This is a genomic window from Kitasatospora sp. NPDC057015, assembly GCF_042673745.1.
GTDB lineage: Bacteria > Actinomycetota > Actinomycetes > Streptomycetales > Streptomycetaceae > Kitasatospora.
On record NZ_JBHUSG010000011.1, the window covers coordinates 1 to 23282 of the forward strand.

Below are 23282 nucleotides of genomic sequence, written 5' to 3' on the forward strand. Positions count from 1 at the left end.
GACCGCGGCGACGACCCCGCGGGCGCTGCCGGGGCTGTATTCGCGCCACGGTGCCGCCCGGCGGTCCGGCGGGCGGGATCAGGTTCACCCGCCGGGCGGACGCCGGTCAGGACACTAGGATGCGTGGCTGATCCATGATCACCACGTGACGGGGGCAGCGAGATGGCACAGGGGTACCCGCAGGGCTCGTACGGTCAGGGCCCGTACCCGCAGCCGCCGGCCGGCCCGTACGGGCAGCAGCCGGGCCCGTACGGCGGGCAGGAGAACCCGTACGCGCAGCAGCCCGCGCAGCACCCCCACCCCCGGCAGCTGTACCCCCGTCACCCGCAGAACCCCCAGCCGTACCCGCAGCAGCCGCACCCGCCGGCGCCGCACCGGCCCTACCCGCCGCAGCCGTTGGGGAGCCGGCCGTACGGCGGACCGCAGGCGCCCGGCGCACCCCTCCCGCCCGCGCCCGTGGAGGCGGGGGACGGCCTGCGGATCCTGGCCGCCGTCCTCGACGGCTCCTTCGCCGCCGTGGCCGGCTTCGCCGCCGCCAAGGCCTCGATGCAGCACGGTGGTGCGGCGGGCGGCTACTTCGGGCTGCTGTTCGCGGTGGTGATCGGCTTCGGCTTCGCCAACCAGGTGGTGCTGGCCCGGCTCACCGGGTTCAGCCTGGGCAAGGGCCTGCTGGCCCTGCGGGTGATCCGGTACAAGGACGTCAGCCGGCCCGGCACCTGGCGGCTCACCAGGCGCTGGCTGCTGGGTTACGTGCTCGTCCCGATCGGCCTGATGCTCGACGAGCTGGAGCCGGAGGAGGCCTGCGGGGTGCGGGTGGTCCGCCGCCGGCGCCTCGACGAGTGGCGGCGGGGGGCCGGGCGGCTCGGCTAGCATGCGGCCTGGGCCGCGTCCGACGACTCCCGCCGGACGAGGCCGCTTCCCGATCCGACGTTCGCGAGGAGACACCGATGGCCGGCGAGCCCCAGTCCGACTGCCTGTTCTGCAAGATCGTGGCGGGCGACATCCCGGCGACGGTGGTCCGGCAGAACGAGCGCACGATCGCCTTCCGGGACATCAACCCGCAGGCCCCGACGCACATCCTGGTCATTCCCAGGGCCCACTACCCGAACGCCGCCGCGCTCGCCGCCGCCGAGCCGGAGCTGGCCGCCGAACTGCTGGTCGAGGCGGGCGAGGTGGCCGCCGACGAGAAGATCGCCGAGTCCGGCTACCGGCTGATCTTCAACACCGGCGCCGGGGCCGGCCAGACCGTCTTCCACGCCCACGTGCACGTGCTCGGCGGCACGCCGCTGCGCGAGGGCCTGGTCTGATCCCGTGTCGCAACGCGAGCTCGTCGTCCTGGGCACCGCCAGCCAGGTGCCCACCCGGCACCGCAACCACAACGGCTACCTGCTCCGCTGGGACGGCGAGGGCCTGCTGTTCGACCCGGGGGAGGGCACCCAGCGCCAGATGCTGCACGCGGGCGTGTCCGCCACCCAGATCACCCGGATCGGCGTCACGCACTTCCACGGCGACCACTGCCTCGGCCTGGCCGGGGTGATCCAGCGGATCAACCTCGACCGGGTGCCGCACCCGGTGGACGTCTACTTCCCCGCCTCCGGCGAGGTCTTCTTCCACCGGCTGCGGCACGCCACGGCCTTCCACGAGACGGCGGTGCTGCGCCCGCACCCGGTGGAGGAGGCCGGGCCGCTGCCCGTCCCGGGCGCCCGGTTCACGCTGGACGCGGTGCGCCTCTCGCACCCGGTGGAGTCCTTCGGCTACCGGCTCGCCGAGCCCGACGGCCGCCGGCTGGTGCCCGAGCGGCTCGCCGAGTTCGGGATCTTCGGTCCGGCGGTCGGCCGGCTCCAGCACCAGGGCTCGATCGAGCTGGACGACCGGACCGTCACCCTGGACGAGGTCAGCGAGCCGCGCCCCGGCCAGCGCTTCGCGTTCGTGATGGACACCCGGCTCTGCGACGGCGTCGGGGAGCTCGCCGAGGGCGCCGACCTGCTGGTGATCGAGGCGACCTTCCTGGACGCCGACGCCCACCTGGCCCGCGAGCACGGCCACCTCACCGCCGGCCAGGCCGCCAAGGTCGCCGCCGAGGCGGGCGCGCGGACCCTCGTCCTCACCCACTTCTCCCAGCGCTACCCCGATCTCGCCGGGCACCTGGCGGAGGCCCGCACGTACTTCGACGGCGAGATCGTGGTCGCCGAGGACCTCGCCCGGGTGCCCGTGCCGCCGCGCCGTTGACCACCGTCGGATCCGGCCACCGGACGGACGGTGACCGGTACCCGGCCGGAAAACCAGTCGCATCGGCCCCGCGACTGCCGGAGCATCGGGAGCGTGCGCGACTCCTCCACCGGGAGGTGGCGCCGCACCGCCACAGCGATCACGCGCGCGGCGTACCCTGGTGACCCCGGACCGACCGAGCGGCACCACGAGACCACGGATGGGATGAGGCAGGCCTCAGCGCCGACCTATGAGCGACACATCACATACCCGTACGAACGGACAGTCGCGGCCTTCGGAGGCCTCCGGCACCGAGCGGGTCGCCAGCGCCAGGATCGTCATTCCCGAGAAGCACCCCATGGTCACCCTGCTGGGTGCCACCGACTCGCTCCTGCGGGTGATCGAGCGGTCGTTCCCGGCCGCCGACATCCACGTCCGGGGCAACGAGGTCACCGCGACCGGGGAGCGCGCCGAGGTCGCCCTCGTGCAGGAGCTCTTCAACGAGATGATGCTGGTGCTGCGCACCGGCCAGCCCCTGACGGAGGACGCCGTGGAGCGTTCGATCGCGATGCTGCGCAACGCCGGGGACAACCCGGACGACCCGTCGCCCTCCCAGGTGTTCACCGCGAACATCCTCTCCAACCGCGGCCGGACGATCCGCCCCAAGACCCTGAACCAGCAGCGCTACGTCGACGCGATCGACAAGCACACGATCGTCTTCGGCCTCGGCCCGGCCGGCACCGGCAAGACCTACCTCGCGATGGCCAAGGCCGTCCAGGCCCTGCAGGCCAAGGAGGTCAACCGGATCATCCTGACCCGCCCGGCGGTCGAGGCGGGGGAGCGGCTGGGCTTCCTGCCCGGCACCCTCTACGAGAAGATCGACCCGTACCTGCGCCCGCTGTACGACGCGCTGCACGACATGATGGACCCGGACTCCATCCCGCGCCTGATGGCCGCCGGCACCATCGAGGTCGCCCCGCTCGCGTACATGCGCGGGCGCACCCTCAACGACGCCTTCATCATCCTGGACGAGGCCCAGAACACCTCGCCCGAGCAGATGAAGATGTTCCTCACCCGCCTCGGTTTCAACTCCCGGGTGGTGGTCACCGGCGACACCAGCCAGATCGACCTCCCGGGCAGCACCCGCAGCGGTCTCAAGGTCGTCCAGGAGATCCTGGTGGACGTGCCCGACATCCACTTCTCCGTGCTCACCAGCACCGACGTGGTCCGCCACAAGCTGGTCGGCCGGATCGTGGACGCGTACGAGCGCTGGGACGCCCTCCAGGAGGCCGGGGAGAACACCCCGCCCGCCCGCAAGCCCGCCCAGCGCCGCACGGTGAAGCAGCCGTCGGCCCGGGCGCCCCGCCAGTCCCATCGCACCGAAAGCTGAGTAACAGCCCCTCCATGTCGATCGACATCGCCAACGAGTCCGGTTGGGACGCCGACGAGGACTCCATCCTCGACGTCGCCCGCTACGCCCTGGACAAGATGCGGATCCATCCGCAGTCCGAACTGTCCGTGATCCTGGTGGACAGCGCGGCGATGGAGGAACTCCACATCCAGTGGATGGACCTCCCGGGCCCCACCGACGTGATGTCCTTCCCGATGGACGAGCTGCGTCCCGGCAAGGAGGGCGACGAGCTGCCGCAGGGCCTGCTCGGCGACATCGTGCTCTGCCCGGAGGTCGCCAAGCAGCAGGGCGAGGCGGCGCCGTCGAAGCACTCCATGGACGAGGAGCTCCAGCTGCTCACCGTCCACGGAGTGCTGCACGTGCTCGGCTACGACCACGAGGAGCCGGACGAGGAGCGCGAGATGTTCGGGCTCCAGAAGCGGATCCTGGACGACTGGCGCGCCGGTCGGGGCCTCGGCGGCATCTCGCCCGCCCCCACCACCCACTGAGCGCGGGGTCCGATCCACTGTGAGTGGCGAGAGTACGAGCTTCATCGTCGGTGCCGTCCTGCTGACCGGCGTCGGGTGGCTGGCCGCCTGCGCCGAGGCGGGCATCTCCCGGGTCTCGCGCTTCCGCGCGGAGGAGGCCGTCCGGGCCGGGCGGCGCGGCGCCGACCGGCTGCTGACCCTGGCCTCCGACCCGATCCGCTACCTCAACCTGGCCACCCTGATCCGGGTGGCCAGCGAGATGGCCGCGGCGGTCATGGTCACCGTGGTCTGCGTCCGCAACGTGGAGCCGACCTGGCAGGCGGTGCTGCTGGCGTTCGGCGTGATGGTGCTGGTCTCCTTCGTCGCGGTGGGCGTCTCGCCCCGCACGATCGGCCGCCAGCACCCGCTCAGCACCGTGACGGCGGCGGCCTTCGTGCTGCTGCCGCTGGCCCGGATCCTCGGTCCGATCCCGCGGCTGCTGATCCTGACCGGCAACGCCCTCACCCCGGGCAAGGGCTACCGCGAGGGCCCGTTCGCCTCGGAGGCGGAGCTGCGGGCCCTGGTCGACCTGGCCGAGAAGGACGACCTGATCGAGGACGACGAGCGCCGGATGGTGCACTCGGTCTTCGAACTGGGCGACACCATCGTGCGCGAGGTGATGGTGCCGCGCACCGACCTGGTGATGATCGAGCGCCACAAGACCGTCCGGCAGGCCCTCACCCTGGCGCTCCGCTCCGGTTTCTCCCGGATCCCGGTGGTCGGCGACAACGAGGACGACGTGGTGGGCATCGTCTACCTCAAGGACCTCGTCCGCCTCACCCACATCAACCGTGACGCCGAGTCGGAGCCCGTCGGCGGTGTGATGCGCCCGGCGGTCTTCGTCCCGGACAGCAAGCCGGCCGGCGACCTGCTGCGCGAGATGCAGCAGATGCGCTCGCACGTGGCGATCGTGATCGACGAGTACGGCGGCACGGCCGGCCTGGTCACCATCGAGGACATCCTGGAGGAGATCGTCGGCGAGATCACCGACGAGTACGACCGGGAGATCGCCCCCGTCGAGGATCTCGGCGACGGCTCGTACCGGATCACCGCGCGACTGCTGGTCGAGGACCTCGGCGACCTCTTCGGCATCGAGCTGGAGGACGAGGACGTGGAGACCGTCGGCGGCCTGCTGGCCAAGCACCTCGGCCGGGTCCCGATCCCCGGTTCGGCCTGCGAGATACCGCTCCCCGAGGACGCCGGCACCGACCTCTCCGCCATCCTGCTGACCGCCGAGAGCTCCGCGGGCCGGCGCAACCGGATCGGCACCGTGGTCGCCGCCCCGGTCCGCCGGGCGGACGAGGACGCCGACGAGGAGAGCGAGCGGGTCGAGGGCCGCTGACGGCCCCGTAAGGCGCAGCCCGAGTTGCCCCCTCCACGGGCGCGTCACCACCATGTGGTCATGACGCATGAGTTGCGCGCTGAGTACGGCCCGCGGGGCCGGTCCGGCGGCGTGAAGACCTGGCACGTGACGCGCACCGTCGGCGCGACCGAGGCCATGTGCGGCCGCACCATCGACGCCGACGCCGAGGTGCGGCCGGAGACCGACTGGGGGAGCACCGAGCGGCCCTGCTGCCAGCAGTGCGGCTCGCTCTACCTCCACGAGGCCCCGTTGACCCCGGGCGAGCGGAGCTGACCGCGGTGCAGGACCGGCCGCCGTGCGGTCCGGTGGGCGAGGAGTAGCGTGGAATCCGGTGCGGGCACGCCCGTCCGCGTGGGGAGGGCCGCGTTTCCGCCGTCACGTCCGTGGTGGAGGTCTCCATGAAACTGCAAGACGAACTGCCCGTCGACCACCGGCTTGCCCAGGTGTACCGGATCAGCGCGGGGCTGGGCGGTGTCTTCCTGCTGGTGTTCGGGATACTCGGGCTGACCGGTCATCCGGGCTTCCTGTCGACCGAGGGTGACGAGGTCGTGGGGATGTCCACCAACGGCGCGCTGAGCGTGCTGTCCGTGGTGATGGGCCTGGTGCTGATGGGCGGCGCCGTGGTCGGCGGCAACTTCGCCTCGACCCTCAACATGATCGTCGGAACGCTGTTCGTGCTGTCCGGCTTCTACGGGCTGACGGTGCTCGGCCGCCCGGACGCGAACATCCTCAACTTCCGCATGTCGAACGTCCTGTTCGCCTTCATCTTCGGTTTCGTCGTGCTCACCTTCGGGATGTACGGCAGGGTCAGCAGCCATCTGCCGCTGGACAACCCGTACTGGCAGAAACGGCACCGGGAGGAGCGGCCGATGCCGTCCGGCCCCCCGGCCCTCGTCAAGGTCATCAAGCCCGGGCCGCCCAACCCGATCGGGCACTGAGCCGGGCGGTCCGGGGCGGGGCCGCCGGAGGCCGGATCCCGGTGGGCCCGCCCGGGCACCGCAGGGACCCGTCCCGGATCCCGGAGGGCTCCGCGGCCCGCTGATCACGGCGGCCTATGCTCTGCGGCATGAGCGATGTCACCGAGCTGGACCCTGAGGACAAGAAGATCATCACCCTGGCCCGCTCCGCCCGCGCCCGCAACGGCGTGGCGGAGGGGGCCGCGGTGCGCGACGAGAACGGCCGCACCTACGTCGCCGGGACGGTCGCCCTGGAGTCGCTGAAGCTCAGCGCGCTCCAGACGGCGGTGGCGATGGCGGTGGCCAGTGGCGCCCGCAGCCTGGAGGCGGCGGCCGTGGTCTCCGAGGCCGCCCAGCCCGCCGAGGCCGACCTGGCCGCCGTACGCGACCTCGGCGGCGCCGGCACCCCGGTGCTCCTGGCCGGCCCGGACGGCGCCCTGCGGGTGGCCGCGGAGGCCCGCTGAGACCGACGGGCGGACGGGACGCCCACCCCCTCGGCCTGGCGGATAATCTCATCGGGAGAGCTCCGCTTCAGGGGTGGGCCGAGCTCCTGACCGGGGGAGCCGGGAACATGGGGCCGTGGGCGTTCTTCGCTGGGCTGCTGGCCAGCGTGATGGGCATGGGCAAGTGGCACGAGACCGGCTCGCCCTGGTGGCTGGGCGGCTCCATCGCCCTGTTCGTCATCGTCCTGGTCAGCGGCCTGGCGTCGCTCGGCGGCGGCCCCAAGGCGTAGATCCGGCCGGCCGTTCCCGCCGGCCGCCGGCCGCCTGTCCGTCCCGGCCTTGGTGATCAGGGACAATGGGGCGCATGAGCGTTACTTCCCCCTCCCAGGCCGGCACCTACCGATCCGGCTTCGCGTGCTTCGTCGGCCGCCCCAACGCGGGCAAGTCGACCCTGACCAACGCCCTGGTGGGGACGAAGGTCGCGATCACCTCCGACCGCCCCCAGACCACTCGGCACACCGTCCGCGGCATCGTGCACCGCCCGGACGCCCAGCTCGTGCTGGTCGACACCCCCGGCCTGCACAAGCCCCGCACGCTGCTCGGCGAGCGCCTCAACGACCTGGTCCGCAGCACCTGGGCCGAGGTCGACGTGATCGGCTTCTGCTTCCCCGCGGACCAGAAGCTCGGCCCCGGCGACAAGTTCATCGCCAAGGAGCTCGCCGAGGTCAAGAAGACGCCCAAGGTCGCCATCGTCACCAAGACCGACCTGGTCGACTCCAAGGCGCTGGCCGCCCAGCTGATCGCCATCCACCAGCTCGGCCTGGAACTCGGGATCGAGTGGGCCGAGATCGTCCCCGTCTCCGCGGTCGCCGACACCCAGGTCGGCCTGCTCGCCGACCTGCTCACCCCGCTGCTCCCGGCCGGCCCGCCGCTCTACCCGGACGGCGACCTCACCGACGAGCCCGAGCAGGTCATGGTCGCCGAGCTGATCCGCGAGGCCGCCCTGGAGGGCGTGCGCGACGAGCTGCCGCACTCGCTCGCCGTGGTCGTGGAGGAGATGATCCCGCGCGAGGGCCGCCCCGCGGACCGCCCGCTGCTGGACATCCACGCCAACGTCTACATCGAGCGGCAGAGCCAGAAGGCCATCGTGATCGGTGCCAAGGGCGCCCGTCTCAAGCACGTCGGCACCACCGCCCGCAAGCACATCGAGGCGCTGCTCGGCACGCCGGTCTACCTGGACCTGCACGTCAAGGTCGCCAAGGACTGGCAGCGCGACCCCAAGCAGCTGCGCAAGCTCGGTTTCTGACGACATCTCGACCGCGGGGCCCGTCCGGACGGACGGGCCCCGCGTCGTGCCCGGGAGCGCCCGGGGCGCCCGCGCGCAGCCGCCTCCCGGCGGTCGCTCAGGCGCCCTCGCGCAGGACCAGCGAGACCAGTTCGCGCTGGGAGTCGGTCAGCTTGGGGTCGGCGCAGTGGACGGTGCGGCCGTCGACGGTGATGGCGTAGTGGAAGCCGTCCGGCACTCCGTACGAGGGCGCGCGCAGCCCGCCTACCACGGCCTCGCGGGCCAGGGCGTGGACGTGCGGGGCGTCCGTACGTTCGGCGGTGTCCAGCTCCGCCTGGCGTGTGCGGCCCGCGAGGCCGCCGGTCCGGGTCACATGGATACGCATGGTGTCCATGGTGCTACCCAGGGCTGGGATCCGTCGTCAATTTCCCAGAGCTTCACATTAAGAGGTCCTCATCCGACGCTGATGCCCACCTTGGCCCAGGCCGCGGTCACGGTGTTGGTGACCACGTCGTCCGCGTACCGGGCGGCCGCGGCGTCGACGGTGGCCCGGGCGAAGGCCGTGAATCCGGTCTCGGGGGAGAGCCGGTGGGTGGTCAGGGTGTCGTACCAGATCCGGCCGGCCCGCTCCCAGGCCTGGCCGCCGAGGGCGGTGGCGAGCAGGTAGAAGGCGTGGTTGGGGATGCCGGAGTTGATGTGCACGCCGCCCTCGTCCTGCGCGGTCCGCACGTAGTCGCGCAGGTGCGCGGGCTGCGGGTCCTTGCCGAGCCGCGGGTCGTCGTACGCGGTGCCGGGCGCCTTCATCGAGCGCAGGGCCACGCCCTGGACGCCGGGGGCGAGCAGGCCGGCCCCGATCAGCCAGTCGGCCTCGTCGGCGTCCTGCCCCAGGGCGTACTGCTTGACCAGGGAGCCGAAGACGTCGGAGAGCGACTCGTTGAGCGCGCCGGACTCGTCGTGGTAGGCCAGCCCGGCGGTGAACTGCGTGACGCCGTGGGAGAGTTCGTGCCCGATGACGTCCACGCAGGCGGTGAACTCGTTGAACACCACGCCGTCCCCGTCGCCGAACACCATCCGCCGGCCGTCCCAGAAGGCGTTGTCGTAGTGATCGCCGTAGTGGACGGTGGCGTCCAGCCGCATCCCGGCGCCGTCGATCGAGGGGCGGCCGTACACGTCGGAGAAGAGCGCGTAGGTGGCGCCCAGGCCGTCGAAGGCCTGGTTGACGCTGTGGTCGGCGACGGGCGGCGCGCCCTCGGTGCGGACGGTGCGCCCGGGCAGTCGCTCGGTGTGCCGGGCGTCGCTGATCACCCGCCGGGGCCGGCCGGGGCCGGGGACGGGAACCGGTGCCAGCAGCCGCGCCTCGCGGTGCGTGGCGTCGAGCGCGAGGGACCGGACGGCGGCCGCGTGGCCCTGTTCGGCGAGCCGGTCCAGGACGTACGGCGGGACGATCGAGCAGCGCGGAGGGAGGGGAGTCATGGCGCCAAGGGTGACTCAGACGTGACGCTTTGTCATCAGGCCGTCACGCAACCGTTCGTCTCAAGGGGTGAAAAAGTCCGTGGACGCGCTTCGGCCCGGGGAGGGCCTGGGTTAGGCTGGTCCACATCATGCGTATCCGGCAGCTTCTTCTTAGCCGCCGCGGCGAGGGCCTGTAGTCCACTGAGGCCGGCTCCCTTGCCGCGGGGGACTGTGCTGTGCGCGTATGAACGCCGTCGCGGCAGCAGCCGGCCAGTCGGGTGTCCACCACCCCCGACCAGCCCGCACCACACACGGAAGCCGAGAGTCACTCCATGACCGAGCAGAGCTCCGCCACGTCGATTCCCGCCGGGCGCCCGTTCGTCGACCGCCCGACCCCGATCACCGCGGCCACCGTCCAGCAGAAGCCCTCGGGCATGCCGTACGGGCGCTACGTACCCTTCGGGACCATCGACCTGCCGGACCGCACCTGGCCGAGCAAGGTGATCACCAAGGCACCGCGCTGGCTCTCCACCGACCTGCGCGACGGCAACCAGGCGCTGATCGACCCGATGTCGCCGGCCCGCAAGCGCAAGATGTTCGACCTGCTGGTGAAGCTGGGCTACAAGGAGATCGAGGTCGGCTTCCCGTCCTCCGGCGCCACCGACTTCGAGTTCGTCCGCTCGCTGATCAACGAGGACGCGATCCCCGAGGACGTCACCATCTCGGTGCTGACCCAGGCCCGCGAGGACCTGATCGAGCGCACCGTGGAGTCGCTGGTCGGCGCCCCGCGCGCCACCGTCCACCTGTACAACGCCACCTCCCCGCTGTTCCGCCGGGTGGTCTTCAAGGGCAGCAAGGACGACATCAAGGGCATCGCCGTGGACGGCACCCGCCTGGTGATGGAGTACGCCGAGAAGATCCTGCGCGACGAGACGGTCTTCGGCTACGAGTACTCGCCGGAGATCTTCATCGACACCGAGCTGGACTTCGCCCTGGAGGTCTGCGAGGCGGTGATGGACGTCTGGCAGCCCGGCGAGGGCCGCGAGATCATCCTGAACCTGCCGACCACGGTCGAGCGCTCCACGCCGAACGTCTACGCCGACAAGATCGAGTGGATGTCGCGCAACCTGTCGCGCCGCGAGTTCGTCGCGCTGTCCACCCACCCGCACAACGACCGCGGCACCGGCGTGGCCTCGGCCGAGCTGGCCATCATGGCCGGCGCCGACCGCGTCGAGGGCTGCCTGTTCGGCCAGGGCGAGCGGACCGGCAACCTGGACCTGGTCAACGTCGGGATGAACCTGTTCTCGCAGGGCGTCGACCCGATGATCGACTTCTCCGACATCGACGAGATCCGCCGCACCGCCGAGTACTGCAACCAGATGGGCGTGCCGGAGCGCCACCCCTACGCGGGCGACCTGGTCTACACCTCGTTCTCGGGCTCGCACCAGGACGCCATCAAGAAGGGCTTCGACGCCCTGGAGGCCGACGCCAAGGCGGCCGGCGTGCCGGTCGGCGAGTACACCTGGGGCGTCCCGTACCTGCCGATCGACCCGAAGGACGTCGGCCGCAGCTACGAGGCGGTCATCCGGGTCAACAGCCAGTCCGGCAAGGGCGGCATCGCGTACGTCCTGAAGAACGACCACAAGCTGGACCTGCCGCGCCGGATGCAGATCGAGTTCTCCAGGATCATCCAGGCCAAGACCGACACCGAGGGCGGCGAGGTCACCCCCGCCGCGATCTGGGCGGTCTTCCAGGACGAGTACCTGCCCACCCCGGAGAACGCCTGGGGCCGGATCTCGCTGAGCGGCTCGCGCAGCCTGACCACCGAGGACGGCCGCGACGCGCTGACCACCCAGGCCGTGGTGGACGGCGTGGAGACCACGCTGACCGGTACCGGCAACGGCCCGGTGTCCGCCTTCGGCGACGCGCTGGCCGGCATCGGCGTGGACGTCCGCGTCCTGGACTACGCCGAGCACGCGCTGAGCGAGGGCGGCGACGCCCAGGCCGCCGCGTACGTCGAGTGCGCCGTCGACGGCAAGGTGCTGTGGGGCGTCGGGATCGACGGCAACACCGTGCTGGCCTCCCTGAAGGCGATGATCAGCGCCGTCAACCGCGCGCAGCGCGGGTAATCCGTCCGGCTGAACCCTGCACGGCCGAGCGGGCCGCCCTCCGGGGCGGCCCGCTCCCGTTCCCGAGACCACTCCCACCACCCCTGGTCCCGCCCCCTCCCACCTGCACGAACCCGCTCCACCCCCACCGACCCCAGCCCCCACCACCCGCGAGCGAGCCGAAGGGGCGCGCCGGTGCCGAAAGCGAGGAGCGCGGGAAGGAGCGAAGCGATCGACGAAGCGACGACCGTCGGCACCGGATCAAAGCGCCCCGGAGGCGAGCCGAGCCCAATTGAGGCTGTGTTCTGCGCCACATTTTTCTGCGTCCCAAGCCGTTCGGGGTACTGACACATGCCGGTAACCGTGGCAACATCGACCCACCGGAAATCCGGGGTCGGTGGGACGGCCACGGGGTCCGGTCGCGTGACCTGCCCATCGTTGTGCAGGCCGCCTGCCATGTCTGGGGAGTGGCGCCGTGACAGGGTTGTGGGGTGTTCGCCCTCGCTGGCGGACGGACGTTCTCGGTGACTTCTTCTGCCCAGGGTGCGGCGGGGACCGCAACTACCGCCGGCAGCACGGCCGGCGGTGGCTGCGTCTCCTCGGTACACCGGTGCTCCCGATCGGGCCGGTCATCGGCAGCGTCCAGTGCACCAGCTGTCACGGCCGGTACGGCATGCAGAGCCTGGAGCAGCTGACCAGCGTCCGCCTCTCGGGGATGCTCCGCGACGCCCAGTACACGGTGGCCCTGGCCATGCTGGCGGCGGGCGGCACCGGTGGTCGCAGTGCCCGCGAGGCGGCCTGCTCGGTGGTCCGGGAGGCCGGTTTCGAGGACTCCGGCGAGGCGCAGGTGCTGGCCGCGCTGGCGGCCCTGTCCGGGCTCGGAGGCGAGCTCCACCAGGCGCACGGCCTGGCCGACGGCCTCACCATCGAGCTGCGCGCGGCCCTCGAACCTCTCACTCCGCACCTCGCCCAGCAGGGCCGCGAGCGACTGCTGCTGCAGGGCGCCTGGATCGCGCTGGCCGACGGCCGGTACCTGCCGCAGGAGCGCGAGGCGCTGGCCGCCGTCGGCCGGTGCCTTGGCCTCGGCGAGGAGCAGGTCGGCTCGCTGCTGGAGGCGGCCACCCGCGCCGCGCACTGACCGTCCGTCCGGGAGTCCTCCCGTCCCTCCGAGAGCAGGGCCCGTACCGCCCCCGGCCCGCGGCCGGGCGGCGCCCCATCCTCGGGCCCCGCCGCGACCCGTACCGGTGGACGTCCCCCCACGCCCCGGTGCGGGCTCACGGCTGCCCCCGGCCCGGTGCCGGTCTCGCCCTGGCTGCCCGGGGCGCGCCGCGGGTACGCGAGAATGGGGGGATGCCCACACTGTTCGACGGCCCCGCGCTCCTCGACGGCGTCGTGCTCCCCGACGGGCCGTGCCCGGCCGGCGGCCCGTGCCCGACCGGCGGGGGCGCGGCATGAGCCTGTTCCGGGACGACGGCGTGGTGCTGCGCGCGCAGAAGCTCGGCGAGGCCGACCGGATCATCACGCTGCTCACCCGCCGGCACGGCAGGGTCCGGGCCGTGGCGCGCGGCGTGCGCAAGACCAAGTCCAAGTTCGGCGCCCGGCTGGAGCCGTTCTCGCACGTGGACGTGCAGTTCTTCAGCCGCGGCAGCGACCTGATCGGCCGCGGTCTGCCGCTCTGCACCCAGGTGGAGACGATCGCGCCGTACGGCGGCCCGATCGTCGCCGACTACGGCCGCTACACGGCCGGCACGGCGATGCTGGAGACGGCGGAACGTTTCGCCGAGAACGAGGGCGAGCCGGCCGTCCAGCAGTACCTGCTGCTGGTGGGCGGCCTGCGGACGCTCGCGGCCGGGCAGCACGAGTCGCATCTCGTCCTGGACGCGTTCCTGCTGCGCTCGCTGGCGGTCAACGGATACGGCGCGAGCTTCACCGACTGCGCGAAGTGCGGGCTCGAAGGACCCAACCGGTTCTTCTCGCTCCAGGCCGGCGGAGTGCTCTGCGGGGACTGCCGGGTGCCCGGCTGTGCCGTACCCTCCCCTGAGACACTGGTACTGCTCGGCTCGCTGCTGTCAGGGGACTGGCAGACGGCCGATGCCTGCGAGCCGCGGTACTGGCGGGAGGGCAGCGGCCTGGTCGCGGCCTATCTGCAGTGGCACCTGGAGCGGGGAATCCGCTCGATGAGATACGTGGAGAAGTAAGCATGGCAGCGCGACGGCTCTTCGGCGGCAGCAAGCAGCGGCAGTACCTCCCCCCGACCCCGCATCCGAGCGGCGCCCAGCCGCCGAAGATCCCCGGCGAGCTGGTGCCCGGCCACGTCGCCATCGTGATGGACGGGAACGGCCGCTGGGCCAAGGAGCGCGGGCTGCCCCGCACCGAGGGGCACAAGGTCGGCGAGAGCGTGGTGCTCGACGTGCTCAAGGGCGCCATCGAGCTGGGCGTGAAGAACATCTCGCTCTACGCCTTCTCCACCGAGAACTGGAAGCGGTCCCCGGAGGAGGTGAAGTTCCTGATGAACTTCAACCGGGACGTCATCCACCGCCGCCGCGACGAGATGGACGCGATGGGCGTGCGGGTCCGCTGGGCCGGCCGGATGCCCAAGCTCTGGAAGAGCGTGGTGCAGGAGCTGCAGGTCGCCGAGGAGCAGACCAGGGACAACGACGCCGTGACGCTCTACATGTGCGTCAACTACGGCGGCCGGGCCGAGGTCGCGGACGCGGCGGCGGCCATCGCGGCCGATGTCGCGGCCGGCAAGCTCGACCCGAAGAAGGTCAACGAGAAGACCGTCGCCAAGTACATGTACCACCCGGACATGCCGGACGTGGACCTCTTCCTGCGTCCCAGCGGCGAGCAGCGCACCTCCAACTTCCTGCTCTGGCAGTCCGCGTACGCCGAGTTCGTGTTCCAGGACGTGCTCTGGCCGGACTTCGACCGCCGCGACCTGTGGCGGGCCTGCGAGCAGTACGCGATGCGCGACCGGCGCTTCGGCGGCGCCCTGCCGAACGAGGTCCCGGCGGATGCCACCGCCGAGGTGCCGACCCAGCGCTGAGCGTCCGCGGACGCACGAAGGCCCACGGGAGACGTCCCGTGGGCCTTCGTGCGTCCGGCTCAGGCCTTGGCGGCGCACTCGGCGCAGGTGCCGAAGATCTCCAGGGTGTGCGCGATGTCGCTGAAGCCGTGCTCGGCGGCGACGGCGTTGGCCCAGCGCTCGACGGCCGGCCCCTCCACCTCCACGGTGGCGCCGCAGTGACGGCAGACCAGGTGGTGGTGGTGCCCGCTGCTGCACCGCCGGTAGACGGCCTCGCCGTCGGCGGTGCGCAGCACGTCGACCTCGCCGGCGTCGGCGAGGGACTGCAGGGTGCGGTAGACGGTGGTCAGGCCGACCGAGTCACCGCGGTGCTTGAGCATGTCGTGCAGTTCCTGCGCGCTGCGGAAGTCCTCGATCTCGTCCAGGGCCGCCGAGACGGCGGCTCGCTGCCGGGTCGATCGGGCGCGCGGCGTCGGGCCTGCGGTGGTCACCGTGGGTCCTCCTGGGGGTGGGGTCATCTCGCACCTCATTGTGCCAGCCCTGCTCCGCTCGTCGGCCCGCTCGGCGCGGGGCTGTTCTCGGCGGCGGCGCCCTGGCCCGGCAGCCGTACGTCGCAGACCTCGGGGCCGCGGTCGGCCGGGGTGCGGTGGCGGCGCCGGGCGAGCGGCGCGGAGACGGCGCTGAACACGGCGAACACCAGGATGGCGAGCAGCACGATGGCGGGCCCGGAGGGCACGTCGGCCTGGTACGAGCCGGCCACGCCGGCCAGCGAGACGACCACGCCGAGGGCGATGGCGGCGGCCTGGGTGGCGGCGAAGGAGCGGGTCAGCTGCTGGGCGGCGACCACCGGCACCACCATCAGGGCGCTGACCAGCAGCAGGCCGACCACCCGCATGGCGACCGTGACGGTGACGGCTGCCATCACCGCGAGCAGCAGGTTGAGCAGGCGGACCGGCAGGCCGGTGACCCGGGCGAACTCCTCGTCCTGGCAGATGGCGAAGAGCTGGCGGCGCAGTCCGACGGTGACGGCGATGACCACGGCGCCGAGCACCGCGATGGTGAGCAGGTCGGCGGGGGCGACGGTGAGGATGGAGCCCCAGAGGTAGCTCTCCAGGCTGCCGGAGCCGGCCTGGGCGGAGAGCGAGACCAGCAGTTTGCCGCAGGCCATGCCGCCGTAGAAGAGCATGGCGAGGGCGATGTCGCCGCGCTGGTTGCCGCGGGAGCGGACCAGCTCCATGACGACGGCGCCGAGCACGCAGACCAGCACGGCCATCCAGACCGGGCTGGTCTGGAAGATGAAGCCGAGGCCGACGCCGGTCATCGCGACGTGTCCCATGCCGTCGCCGAGCAGGGCCTGGCGGCGCTGCACGAGGTAGATGCCGACGGCGGGTGCGGTGATCCCGACCAGGACGGCGGCGAGCAGGGCCCGCTGCATGAAGTCGTAGGAGAGCATCTCGGTCATGCCGGCAGCCCCGGGGTGATCGTCAGTCCGGTGGTGGTCAGGTGGGTCTCGTCCGCGTGCGGGTGGACGTGGTCGTGGCCGGGCAGCGCGTGCAGGCCGGTGTTCGGCACGGGCGGGCCGTCGTGGGCGACGCAGCCGTCGCGCAGCAGCACGACGCGGTCGATCAGCGGCTCCAGCGGCCCGAGTTCGTGCAGGACGAGCAGGACGGCGGCGCCGCGGGCGACCTCGCTGCGCAGGGTGTCGGCGAGCACCTGCTGGCTGGCGGCGTCGACGCCGGCCATCGGCTCGTCCATGATCAGCAGGTCGGGGGAGCCGACCAGCGCGCGGGCTATCAGCACCCGCTGCTGCTGGCCGCCGGAGAGGTCGGCGACGCCGTCCCCGGCCCGGTCGAGCATGCCGACGGCGGCGAGGGCCCGGTCCACCGCCTCGCGGTCCCGGCGGCGGAAGGGCAGCAGCCGGTGCTGGGGGAGGCGGCCGGTGGAGACCACCTCGCGGACGGTCGCGGGCACGCCGCCGGCGGCCGTGGTGCGCTGCGGGACGTAGCCGATCCGGTGCCACTGCCGGAACCTGGCGAACGGGGTGCCGAACAGCTCCAGGGTGCCGCGTTCCAGCGGCACGGCGCCGATCACGCTCTTGACGGTGGTGGACTTGCCCGAGCCGTTGGCGCCGAGCAGGGCGACGACCTCGCCCGGTCGCACGGTGAGGTCCACGCCGCGCAGCACGGGTCGTCCGCCGAGGGAGGCGACGGCGCCGCCGAGGCGGACGACCGCGGGCGCGGCCGCCCCGGGGGTGCCGGGGGGCCGCGTCGGGTCGGAGTCCGTCGGGGGTGTGACGTCCTTCGAGGTGTTCTGGAGCATGGGGTGTGGTGTCCCGTCAGCTGGTGGCGCCGAGCGCGGCCTGCAGGTTGGTGAGGTTCTGCTTCATGATCGTCAGGTAGTCGCCGGCCGGCGCGCCGTCGGCGGGGGGCTTGATCCCCTCGATCGGGTCGAGGACGGCGGTCTTCAGGCCGAGGTCCTTGGCGACGGTGTCGGCGAGCTTGGGGCTGACCAGGGTCTCGAAGAAGATCGTGGTGGCGCCGTTGTCCCGGGCGGCCTTCTGGACCTCGGCGAGCCGGGCCGGGGTGGGCTCGGCCTCGGGGTCGACGCCGTTGATGGCCACCTGGGTGAGGCCGTAGTGCTCGGCGAGGTAGCCGAAGGCGGCGTGGCTGGTGACGAAGGTCCGCGACGTGACGTTCCGCAGGCCGTCCTGGAACTGCCGGTCCAGCGCGGTGAGCTTGTCGACCAGGGCGTCGGTGTTCGCGGCGTACTCGGCGGCGTGGCCGGGGTCGGCCTTGGCGAACTCGGCGCCGACGCTCCTGGCGACCGCCGCGTAGCGGGTGGGGTCGAGCCAGATGTGCGGGTCGCCGGCGGGGCCCTCGTGCGGGTGGCCGGCGGCCTCCTCGGTGCCCTCGTCGAGGTGGTGGTCGACCAGCGGGCTGGCGGCGGTGGCGTCCACCAGGTGCTTGGCGTGGGTCTGGCCGACGGCCTGGTCGACGGTGGGCTGCAGGCCCTTGAGGTAGAGCACCGCGTCGGCCTTCTGGACGGCGGCGACCTGCTTGGCGGTGAGTTCGAGCTCGTGCGGCTCGACGCCGGCCGCGGTCAGGTCGGTGATCCTCACGTGCTCGCCGCCGATCTGCGCGGCGAGGAACTCCATCGGGTAGAAGGAGGCGACGACGTCCAGCTTGCCGTCCGAGCCCTTGGCGCTGCTGCTGCCGCCGCAGGCGGACAGGGCGAGGGCACCGATCAAGGCCGCGGCGGCCAGGGCTATGGAGCGGGGGGTGCGTCGGATCATCGTCATGACAACCATTCTCATCTTATGTGGAAATGATTGTCAACTCACTCGTTCGGAGCAGTGAATCCGCCCGCCCGGGCGAGCCCCCTCCGGGCCGCTCCGGCGCCGGGGCGTCACCGGGCCGGTGCCTCGTCGCCGATACCGATTTGAACCCGGTACCCGTATGGCCGGTAACCTGAGGTATTCGGGTACGAGCAACCAGCCGTGCCCTGACCGTGCCGTCGTACTGAAGAGAGCACTGTGGCCGCCGACAAGATCGACACGATCGTCAGCCTGAGCAAGCGCCGTGGCTTCGTCTACCCCTGCAGCGAGATCTACGGTGGCCAGCGCGCCGCCTGGGACTACGGACCGCTGGGTGTCGAGCTCAAGGAGAACATCAAGCGCCAGTGGTGGCGTTCGATGGTCACCGCGCGGGAGGACGTCGTCGGGCTCGACTCGTCGGTGATCCTCGCCCGCGAGGTCTGGGAGGCCTCCGGTCACGTCGCCACGTTCAACGACCCGCTGACCGAGTGCCTCTCCTGCCACAAGCGGTTCCGCGCGGACCACCTGGAGGAGGCGTACGAGGCCAAGCACGGCAAGCTGCCGGCCAACGGCCTCGCCGACCTCAACTGCCCCAACTGCGGGAACAAGGGCTCCTTCACCGAGCCCAAGGAGTTCTCGGGCATGCTGAAGACCCACCTCGGTGTCACCGAGGAGGCCTCCGGCCTGGCCTACCTGCGCCCCGAGACCGCGCAGGGCATCTTCACCAACTTCAAGGCCGTCCAGCAGACCTCGCGCAAGAAGCCGCCGTTCGGCATCGCCCAGACCGGCAAGAGCTTCCGCAACGAGATCACGCCCGGCAACTTCATCTTCCGCACCCGCGAGTTCGAGCAGATGGAGATGGAGTTCTTCGTCAAGCCGGGCGAGGACGAGCAGTGGCACGAGTACTGGCTCCAGCAGCGCTGGGACTGGTACGTGGGCCTCGGCATGAAGACCGAGAACATGCGCTTCTTCGAGCACCCGAAGGAGAAGCTGTCCCACTACGCCAAGCGCACGGTGGACATCGAGTACCGCTTCAACTTCGGCGGCACCGAGTTCTCCGAGCTGGAGGGCGTGGCCAACCGCACCGACTACGACCTCACGGTGCACAGCGAGCACTCCGGCCAGGACCTCAAGTACTTCGACCAGGAGTCCGGCGAGCGGTACTTCCCGTACGTCATCGAGCCGGCGGCGGGCCTCAACCGCGCGATGCTGGCCTTCCTGCTCGACGCGTACTTCGAGGACGAGGCGCCCAACGCCAAGGGCGTCATGGAGAAGCGCGTCGGCATGCGCCTGGACCCGCGCCTGGCGCCGGTCAAGGTCGCCGTGCTGCCGCTGTCGCGCAACGCCGACCTCTCGCCGAAGGCGCGCGGCCTCGCCGCCGACCTGCGGACCGCGTGGAACGTCGAGTTCGACGACGCCGGCGCGATCGGCAAGCGCTACCGCCGCCAGGACGAGATCGGTACGCCGTTCTGCGTCACGGTCGACTTCGACACCCTGGAGGACAACGCCGTCACCATTCGTGACCGCGACACCATGGCGCAGGAGCGGGTCTCGCTCGACCAGGTCAAGACCTACCTGGCGAGCCGTCTGATCGGCTGCTGACAGCACGCCCAAGGCCCCCGTACGCCATCGCGGCGACGGGGGGCCTTCGCGTTCGGGCCCGTCCCGCTGCCCGGCCGGCCGGGCAGCGGGACGGGGGATCAGCGCCGGGAGCGCCGGGAGCGGGGCGCCTCGGCCGCCGTCGGCAGCCCGGCCGCGCGCAGGGCGGCCGCGGTGGCCCGCTGACGGCTCGGATCGCCCTCGGCGAGGGCCGCCAGCAGCGCGCCGTACCGGCCGGGGTCGGTGGTGAGGGTCGCGCCGACCAGGGCCAGCTCGGTCGGCTGCCGCAGCGCGGCCAGCTCCCGCAGCAGGGCGCCGGTCAGCGGCTCCGCCAGGACGGCGATCAGGGCGGACACCTCCGGGACGGGCCGGGCGGCGGCCTGGCGCAGCAGGGTCCGGGTGTCGCCGTGGCGTTCGGCGGCGTGCAGCAGCCCGGCCAGCGCGGCGAGTTCGGCGGGTGGCGCGGAGCCCCACTCCCAGAGCAGGGTCTGCCCGTCGGCGCCCTGCCCGGAGCGCTCCAGCGCGGCCAGCAACTCCGGCAGGGTGGCGGCGGGGTAGCCCCACAGGGCGTGGAACAGCTCCGCCGCCTCGGTGATCAGGGAGGCCCGGCGGAGCTCGGCGAGGGTGTCGGCGGCGTGGCCGGGGTCGCCGTGCGCGACCGCGCGGGCCAGGTAGGCGGCGGCGCCGGCCGGGCCGCCGGCGCGCAGCAGCGAGGTCAGTCCGGCGACGTCGGCGGGGGCGAGGGTCACGGCGGCCTGGGCGACCAGGGCGGCCGACTCCTGGGCGGAGCCGCGCCGGTGCAGGCCGGCGATCCGCTCGGCGAGGCCGGCGAGTTCGGCGGAGGTGCGCGGCTGGGGCGCGGCCGGTCGGGGGGCGGCGGGGTGGCCGCCCTCCGCGGGCCGGCCGGCGGCCGCGGGGGCCGCCGCGGGGGTGTCAGCGGGTGCGGGGGCCGCCTCGGTGGCCCGTACGCCGCCGAACCGGGCACCGGTGGCGCGCGGGGCGGCTGCCGCCGGCGGGGCGGCCGGGAGCGCCGGCCCGGGAGGTGCGGCCGGCTCCTGCTCGTACGCGCCGCCGAACCGGGCGCCGGTGGGCCGCCTGCGCCGGGGCTCGGGTGCCGGTGCGGGGGTCGCGGCCGGTGTCGGCGCCGGGGCCGGGGTCGCGTCCTGGCGCCGGAGGCGGTCCTCGACGGTGAGCAGGCGCTCGCTGAGTTCCAGGCAGCGCGAGCCGAGCCCCTCGCGCAGTTGCCTGGCGTGGTCGAGCTGGCGCAGCAGCTCGGGATCGGGCTGCTGCTGCGGCTGGGCGTAGCCGTGGTCCCGGCCCGGCAGGCTGACCGCCCGCACGGCCTCGCTGAGCCGGCGTTCGCGCTGCGTGGCGTACTGCCTGGCGCGCAGCAGCTCGTCGAGTTCGGCCCGCAGTGCCTGGGCGTCCTGCTCCACCGACGGGCGGAGGTTGCTCTTCTGGTGCACCGTCATCGCGCCGATCCGACCTCTCCACCGCGCCCCGACCCTGACTGCCGGTCATCCTCGCGGGGCGATACGGCGGGCGTGTTACGGCAGTGAGTCCGCTTCTTTTCGGTCCGGGGAGGAACGGGCGTCCGGCGCCCCAACGCGCCGGGGGCCCGCGCCGGTGCGCGCGGTTCGCCCGCGCTCGCGGGCGGGGCCCGCGGCCCGGTCGGCGAGCGCGGCCACGGCGACGGCGGTCAGCAGGAAGGCGCCGGCGGCGCGCAGCAGGCCGGCCTCGTAGTACGCGTCGCTCACCCGGCTGGCCGCCGGGTACGCGGCGGCGAGTCCGGCGCCGGCGGCGAGGGCGAGCCGCCCGATCGGTGGTCGGCGGCCCGCGGTGCCGGCCCGCAGGGCGGGCGCGGCGGCGGCGAGCAGGACGACCGCGCCCCCGGCTACGGCGATCTCCGGGGTGGCGAAGTCCACCCCGTACCGCACGGCCAGGGCGGGCACCAGGAACAGCACCAGCCCCCGGCGCAGTCCGGTTGCCAGGGCCCGCACGGCCGGCCCCGGCTCCGGGCCGTCGGCGGGCAGTGCGGCCCGGGCCCGGTGGGCGGCGGCGAGTACGGCCAGCGCCAGGGCGGCGGCGGGGAGTTCGGCGCCGATCCGGCTCATGTCGTAGAGCAGGGCGGTGTCGTAGAGGGCCAGCACCAGGCGGCCGAGGGCCCACAGCGAGACGCCGAACAGCAGCAGCCCGGCGGCGCCGGCCGGCCGGGGCGGGCCGGCGTCGCGGGCCGCCAGGGCGGCGATCAGGGCGGGGGTCACGAGGGCCGACAGCACCCGGAGGAGGATGTCGTCGACCGTGTACGGGTTGTGCAGCTGCCACTCGACCGCGCAGAACGCCACCGTGTACGAGGCGGCGGCGAGCCGGATCAGCGGGGAGCGGGCCACCCGCCGGTACAGGCCGGTGTCGAGCGTCCGCAGCACGGTGGCGAACGCCAGGAGGACGAAGGGCAGTTCCAGGAGCGCCGGGACGCGCAGGACGGACGGCGCGAGCAGCCGCGGCGCCGGCCAGTGCGCCGCGAGCCACCGCACCGGCGCGTTGCCGTCGGCGAGCGAGAACCAGCCGGCGGGCAGGTGGCGGGCGATGAAGGAGGGGTCGCCGCCGTGCTCGCGCAGCACGTACACGGTGACCGCCAGCTGGTTCAGGTAGAGCAGGGCGATCACCACGGCCAGCGCCGCCCCGGGGCCGACCGTCCGGGCCGGCCGGTGACCGGTCCACCGTCCGGCCCACCGATCCGGCCGGTGAACGGTCCACCGTCCGGCCGGGCGCGGCCTCGCGGGGGACTGCGGCGCGGACTGCGGCGCGGCCTCGCCGGGTGCGGGTCCGACGACCCCGGGCGCGAGCACCAGGGCGGTCAGCACGGAGACCGCCACGGTGGCGTCGATCAGCAGCGGAACACCGGGCACTGCCGGGCCCTCAGGCGGACAGCCGCTCGCGGGCGGCCATCAGGGCGAACCCCAGCAGGTTGAGCCCCCGCCACTGCGCGGGCTTCAGCACGTCGTCGTGGTCGGCCGCCAGTCCCACGCCCCAGATCCGGTCCACCGGACTGGCCTCCACCAGAACGCGCTGCGCGGTGCCCAGCAGGTAGGACAGCAGCGCCCCGTCCTGCTGGAACTTGGCGACGCTGCCCGCGACCACCAGCTCGAACCGCTCGGCCGTCCAGCGCCTGTCGTCGAAGCCGCGCACCTGCCGGCCGAGTGCCTTGGCCTCGGCGGGCGTTCGGGCGGCGAGGATCCGCGGCACCATCTGCTCGTCGCCGAACATCCGCGCCTTGCCGGCCATCATCCAGTGCTCGGCCGTCGCGTACCGCTCGCCGTCGACGACGAACGGCGACGGCCACCACTGGCTCAGCGCCCCCGGGCCGATCCGACCGTTCGGCTGCGGCCGGTGGCCCCAGAACAGCAGGTACTTCGGGCGGGCGCCGGCCGCCACCAGAGCGGTGAGCTCCTCGCGGGTACGGGTCTCGGAGGGTGTGGCGGGTCGGGTCGCGGGGGGCTGTGCGCTGGTCATGCGGTCATCCTCGCACCGGGGGCCGGTGCCGGGCGCGTGGATTTGCCCCGCCCCGGGCTCCCGCGGCCCCGGCCGTGACCGGCCGGAGGCCTGTCCGCCG

Annotated in this window: 25 protein-coding genes; 16 read left to right on the forward strand and 9 right to left on the reverse strand. The window is 72.9% G+C overall.

Annotated elements, in window-relative coordinates:
• The first annotated feature begins 162 nt into the window (after nt 1-162).
• The 11 genes from ACFTWP_RS13220 to era all read left to right on the forward strand — a co-directional run bounded on the left by ACFTWP_RS13220 (nt 163) and on the right by era (nt 8193).
• Entirely contained in the window at nt 163-870 is a 708-nt protein-coding gene (locus ACFTWP_RS13220; protein ID WP_380264596.1) for an RDD family protein, read from the forward strand.
• 77 nt (nt 871-947) lie between these two features.
• Nucleotides 948-1307, forward strand: coding sequence for a histidine triad nucleotide-binding protein (locus ACFTWP_RS13225; RefSeq protein ID WP_380264597.1), 360 nt, complete (start codon nt 948-950; stop codon nt 1305-1307).
• Between the two features lie 4 nt (nt 1308-1311).
• A complete protein-coding gene (locus ACFTWP_RS13230; protein ID WP_380264598.1) occupies nt 1312-2229 on the forward strand; it encodes a ribonuclease Z in 918 nt (305 codons plus the stop codon).
• A gap of 229 nt (nt 2230-2458) precedes the next feature.
• On the forward strand, nt 2459-3598 hold the full coding sequence (locus ACFTWP_RS13235; RefSeq protein WP_380264599.1) for a PhoH family protein: 1140 nt from the start codon (nt 2459-2461) through the stop codon (nt 3596-3598).
• Between the two features lie 14 nt (nt 3599-3612).
• Nucleotides 3613-4107 carry an rRNA maturation RNase YbeY gene (ybeY, locus tag ACFTWP_RS13240; RefSeq protein WP_380264600.1) on the forward strand — a complete coding sequence of 165 codons (495 nt, stop codon included), beginning with the start codon at nt 3613-3615 and terminating at the stop codon, nt 4105-4107.
• A 19-nt stretch (nt 4108-4126) separates the two neighbouring features.
• Nucleotides 4127-5467 carry a hemolysin family protein gene (locus tag ACFTWP_RS13245; RefSeq protein ID WP_380264601.1) on the forward strand — a complete coding sequence of 447 codons (1341 nt, stop codon included), beginning with the start codon at nt 4127-4129 and terminating at the stop codon, nt 5465-5467.
• A gap of 60 nt (nt 5468-5527) precedes the next feature.
• Complete coding sequence (locus ACFTWP_RS13250) at nt 5528-5761, forward strand: hypothetical protein (RefSeq protein ID WP_380264602.1); 234 nt, start codon at nt 5528-5530, stop codon at nt 5759-5761.
• A gap of 125 nt (nt 5762-5886) precedes the next feature.
• Complete coding sequence (locus ACFTWP_RS13255) at nt 5887-6426, forward strand: DUF4383 domain-containing protein (protein WP_380264603.1); 540 nt, start codon at nt 5887-5889, stop codon at nt 6424-6426.
• Nucleotides 6427-6554: 128 nt separating this feature from the next.
• Nucleotides 6555-6908 carry a cytidine deaminase gene (locus tag ACFTWP_RS13260; RefSeq protein WP_380264604.1) on the forward strand — a complete coding sequence of 118 codons (354 nt, stop codon included), beginning with the start codon at nt 6555-6557 and terminating at the stop codon, nt 6906-6908.
• Nucleotides 6909-7015: 107 nt separating this feature from the next.
• A complete protein-coding gene (locus tag ACFTWP_RS13265; protein WP_380264605.1) occupies nt 7016-7177 on the forward strand; it encodes a hypothetical protein in 162 nt (53 codons plus the stop codon).
• A 65-nt stretch (nt 7178-7242) separates the two neighbouring features.
• Nucleotides 7243-8193: a GTPase Era gene (era, locus tag ACFTWP_RS13270; RefSeq protein WP_380264606.1), complete on the forward strand. Its 951-nt coding sequence runs from the start codon at nt 7243-7245 to the stop codon at nt 8191-8193.
• Between the two features lie 97 nt (nt 8194-8290).
• Here era and ACFTWP_RS13275 read toward each other — a convergent pair whose 3' ends face one another.
• Together ACFTWP_RS13275 and ACFTWP_RS13280 are read right to left on the reverse strand one after the other, a co-directional pair.
• Entirely contained in the window at nt 8291-8557 is a 267-nt protein-coding gene (locus tag ACFTWP_RS13275) for a protealysin inhibitor emfourin (protein ID WP_073927915.1), read from the reverse strand.
• Nucleotides 8558-8625: 68 nt separating this feature from the next.
• Nucleotides 8626-9645, reverse strand: coding sequence for a M4 family metallopeptidase (locus ACFTWP_RS13280; protein ID WP_380264607.1), 1020 nt, complete (start codon nt 9643-9645; stop codon nt 8626-8628).
• Nucleotides 9646-9956: 311 nt separating this feature from the next.
• On the opposite strand from ACFTWP_RS13280, the gene leuA reads away from it, so the two are divergent.
• The 4 genes from leuA to ACFTWP_RS13300 all read left to right on the forward strand — a co-directional run bounded on the left by leuA (nt 9957) and on the right by ACFTWP_RS13300 (nt 14778).
• Nucleotides 9957-11753, forward strand: a complete 1797-nt coding sequence (leuA, locus tag ACFTWP_RS13285; protein WP_380264608.1) for a 2-isopropylmalate synthase — start codon at nt 9957-9959, stop codon at nt 11751-11753.
• Nucleotides 11754-12342: 589 nt separating this feature from the next.
• On the forward strand, nt 12343-12870 hold the full coding sequence (locus ACFTWP_RS13290; protein WP_380264609.1) for a TerB family tellurite resistance protein: 528 nt from the start codon (nt 12343-12345) through the stop codon (nt 12868-12870).
• Between the two features lie 313 nt (nt 12871-13183).
• Complete coding sequence (gene recO, locus ACFTWP_RS13295) at nt 13184-13930, forward strand: DNA repair protein RecO (RefSeq protein ID WP_380264610.1); 747 nt, start codon at nt 13184-13186, stop codon at nt 13928-13930.
• 2 nt (nt 13931-13932) lie between these two features.
• On the forward strand, nt 13933-14778 hold the full coding sequence (locus ACFTWP_RS13300) for an isoprenyl transferase (protein WP_380264611.1): 846 nt from the start codon (nt 13933-13935) through the stop codon (nt 14776-14778).
• 59 nt (nt 14779-14837) lie between these two features.
• On the opposite strand, the gene ACFTWP_RS13305 is transcribed toward ACFTWP_RS13300, so the two are convergent.
• The 4 genes from ACFTWP_RS13305 to ACFTWP_RS13320 are packed head-to-tail and all read right to left on the reverse strand — an operon-like array spanning nt 14838 to nt 18055.
• The gene (locus ACFTWP_RS13305) at nt 14838-15248 is read right to left on the reverse strand and encodes a Fur family transcriptional regulator (RefSeq protein WP_380264612.1); all 411 of its coding nucleotides are present in this window, start codon (nt 15246-15248) and stop codon (nt 14838-14840) included.
• Between the two features lie 35 nt (nt 15249-15283).
• Entirely contained in the window at nt 15284-16219 is a 936-nt protein-coding gene (locus ACFTWP_RS13310) for a metal ABC transporter permease (protein ID WP_380264613.1), read from the reverse strand.
• On the reverse strand, nt 16216-17076 hold the full coding sequence (locus ACFTWP_RS13315) for a metal ABC transporter ATP-binding protein (RefSeq protein ID WP_380264614.1): 861 nt from the start codon (nt 17074-17076) through the stop codon (nt 16216-16218). Before ACFTWP_RS13315 ends, ACFTWP_RS13310 begins: the two co-directional genes overlap by 4 nt.
• A 16-nt stretch (nt 17077-17092) precedes the next feature.
• The gene (locus ACFTWP_RS13320; RefSeq protein ID WP_380264615.1) at nt 17093-18055 is read right to left on the reverse strand and encodes a metal ABC transporter substrate-binding protein; all 963 of its coding nucleotides are present in this window, start codon (nt 18053-18055) and stop codon (nt 17093-17095) included.
• A gap of 234 nt (nt 18056-18289) precedes the next feature.
• On the opposite strand from ACFTWP_RS13320, the gene ACFTWP_RS13325 reads away from it, so the two are divergent.
• Entirely contained in the window at nt 18290-19672 is a 1383-nt protein-coding gene (locus ACFTWP_RS13325) for a glycine--tRNA ligase (RefSeq protein ID WP_380264616.1), read from the forward strand.
• A 98-nt stretch (nt 19673-19770) separates the two neighbouring features.
• Here the strand turns inward: ACFTWP_RS13325 and ACFTWP_RS13330 are convergent, their stop codons facing one another.
• From ACFTWP_RS13330 to ACFTWP_RS13340, 3 genes are all read right to left on the reverse strand, one after another.
• Nucleotides 19771-21141: a hypothetical protein gene (locus ACFTWP_RS13330; protein ID WP_380264617.1), complete on the reverse strand. Its 1371-nt coding sequence runs from the start codon at nt 21139-21141 to the stop codon at nt 19771-19773.
• A gap of 75 nt (nt 21142-21216) precedes the next feature.
• The gene (locus tag ACFTWP_RS13335) at nt 21217-22578 is read right to left on the reverse strand and encodes a hypothetical protein (protein WP_380264618.1); all 1362 of its coding nucleotides are present in this window, start codon (nt 22576-22578) and stop codon (nt 21217-21219) included.
• A 10-nt stretch (nt 22579-22588) separates the two neighbouring features.
• Nucleotides 22589-23182 carry an NADAR family protein gene (locus ACFTWP_RS13340; protein ID WP_380264619.1) on the reverse strand — a complete coding sequence of 198 codons (594 nt, stop codon included), beginning with the start codon at nt 23180-23182 and terminating at the stop codon, nt 22589-22591.
• Nucleotides 23183-23282 lie beyond the last annotated feature (100 nt).

What these genes read in the sequence shown, in the direction of transcription:
- ACFTWP_RS13280 (WP_380264607.1), bottom strand. Translation starts at nt 9,645, where the DNA reads ATGACTCCCCTCCCTCCGCGCTGCTCGATCGTCCCGCCGTACGTCCTG.
- recO (WP_380264610.1), top strand. Translation starts at nt 13,184, where the DNA reads ATGAGCCTGTTCCGGGACGACGGCGTGGTGCTGCGCGCGCAGAAGCTC.
- ACFTWP_RS13330 (WP_380264617.1), bottom strand. Translation starts at nt 21,141, where the DNA reads ATGACGGTGCACCAGAAGAGCAACCTCCGCCCGTCGGTGGAGCAGGAC.
- ACFTWP_RS13315 (WP_380264614.1), bottom strand. Translation starts at nt 17,076, where the DNA reads ATGCTCCAGAACACCTCGAAGGACGTCACACCCCCGACGGACTCCGAC.
- ACFTWP_RS13260 (WP_380264604.1), top strand. Translation starts at nt 6,555, where the DNA reads ATGAGCGATGTCACCGAGCTGGACCCTGAGGACAAGAAGATCATCACC.
- leuA (WP_380264608.1), top strand. Translation starts at nt 9,957, where the DNA reads ATGACCGAGCAGAGCTCCGCCACGTCGATTCCCGCCGGGCGCCCGTTC.
- ACFTWP_RS13275 (WP_073927915.1), bottom strand. Translation starts at nt 8,557, where the DNA reads ATGCGTATCCATGTGACCCGGACCGGCGGCCTCGCGGGCCGCACACGC.
- ACFTWP_RS13310 (WP_380264613.1), bottom strand. Translation starts at nt 16,219, where the DNA reads ATGACCGAGATGCTCTCCTACGACTTCATGCAGCGGGCCCTGCTCGCC.
- ACFTWP_RS13320 (WP_380264615.1), bottom strand. Translation starts at nt 18,055, where the DNA reads ATGACGATGATCCGACGCACCCCCCGCTCCATAGCCCTGGCCGCCGCG.
- ACFTWP_RS13250 (WP_380264602.1), top strand. Translation starts at nt 5,528, where the DNA reads ATGACGCATGAGTTGCGCGCTGAGTACGGCCCGCGGGGCCGGTCCGGC.
- ybeY (WP_380264600.1), top strand. Translation starts at nt 3,613, where the DNA reads ATGTCGATCGACATCGCCAACGAGTCCGGTTGGGACGCCGACGAGGAC.
- ACFTWP_RS13340 (WP_380264619.1), bottom strand. Translation starts at nt 23,182, where the DNA reads ATGACCAGCGCACAGCCCCCCGCGACCCGACCCGCCACACCCTCCGAG.
- era (WP_380264606.1), top strand. Translation starts at nt 7,243, where the DNA reads ATGGGGCGCATGAGCGTTACTTCCCCCTCCCAGGCCGGCACCTACCGA.
- ACFTWP_RS13225 (WP_380264597.1), top strand. Translation starts at nt 948, where the DNA reads ATGGCCGGCGAGCCCCAGTCCGACTGCCTGTTCTGCAAGATCGTGGCG.
- ACFTWP_RS13255 (WP_380264603.1), top strand. Translation starts at nt 5,887, where the DNA reads ATGAAACTGCAAGACGAACTGCCCGTCGACCACCGGCTTGCCCAGGTG.
- ACFTWP_RS13220 (WP_380264596.1), top strand. Translation starts at nt 163, where the DNA reads ATGGCACAGGGGTACCCGCAGGGCTCGTACGGTCAGGGCCCGTACCCG.
- ACFTWP_RS13265 (WP_380264605.1), top strand. Translation starts at nt 7,016, where the DNA reads ATGGGGCCGTGGGCGTTCTTCGCTGGGCTGCTGGCCAGCGTGATGGGC.
- ACFTWP_RS13235 (WP_380264599.1), top strand. Translation starts at nt 2,459, where the DNA reads ATGAGCGACACATCACATACCCGTACGAACGGACAGTCGCGGCCTTCG.
- ACFTWP_RS13300 (WP_380264611.1), top strand. Translation starts at nt 13,933, where the DNA reads ATGGCAGCGCGACGGCTCTTCGGCGGCAGCAAGCAGCGGCAGTACCTC.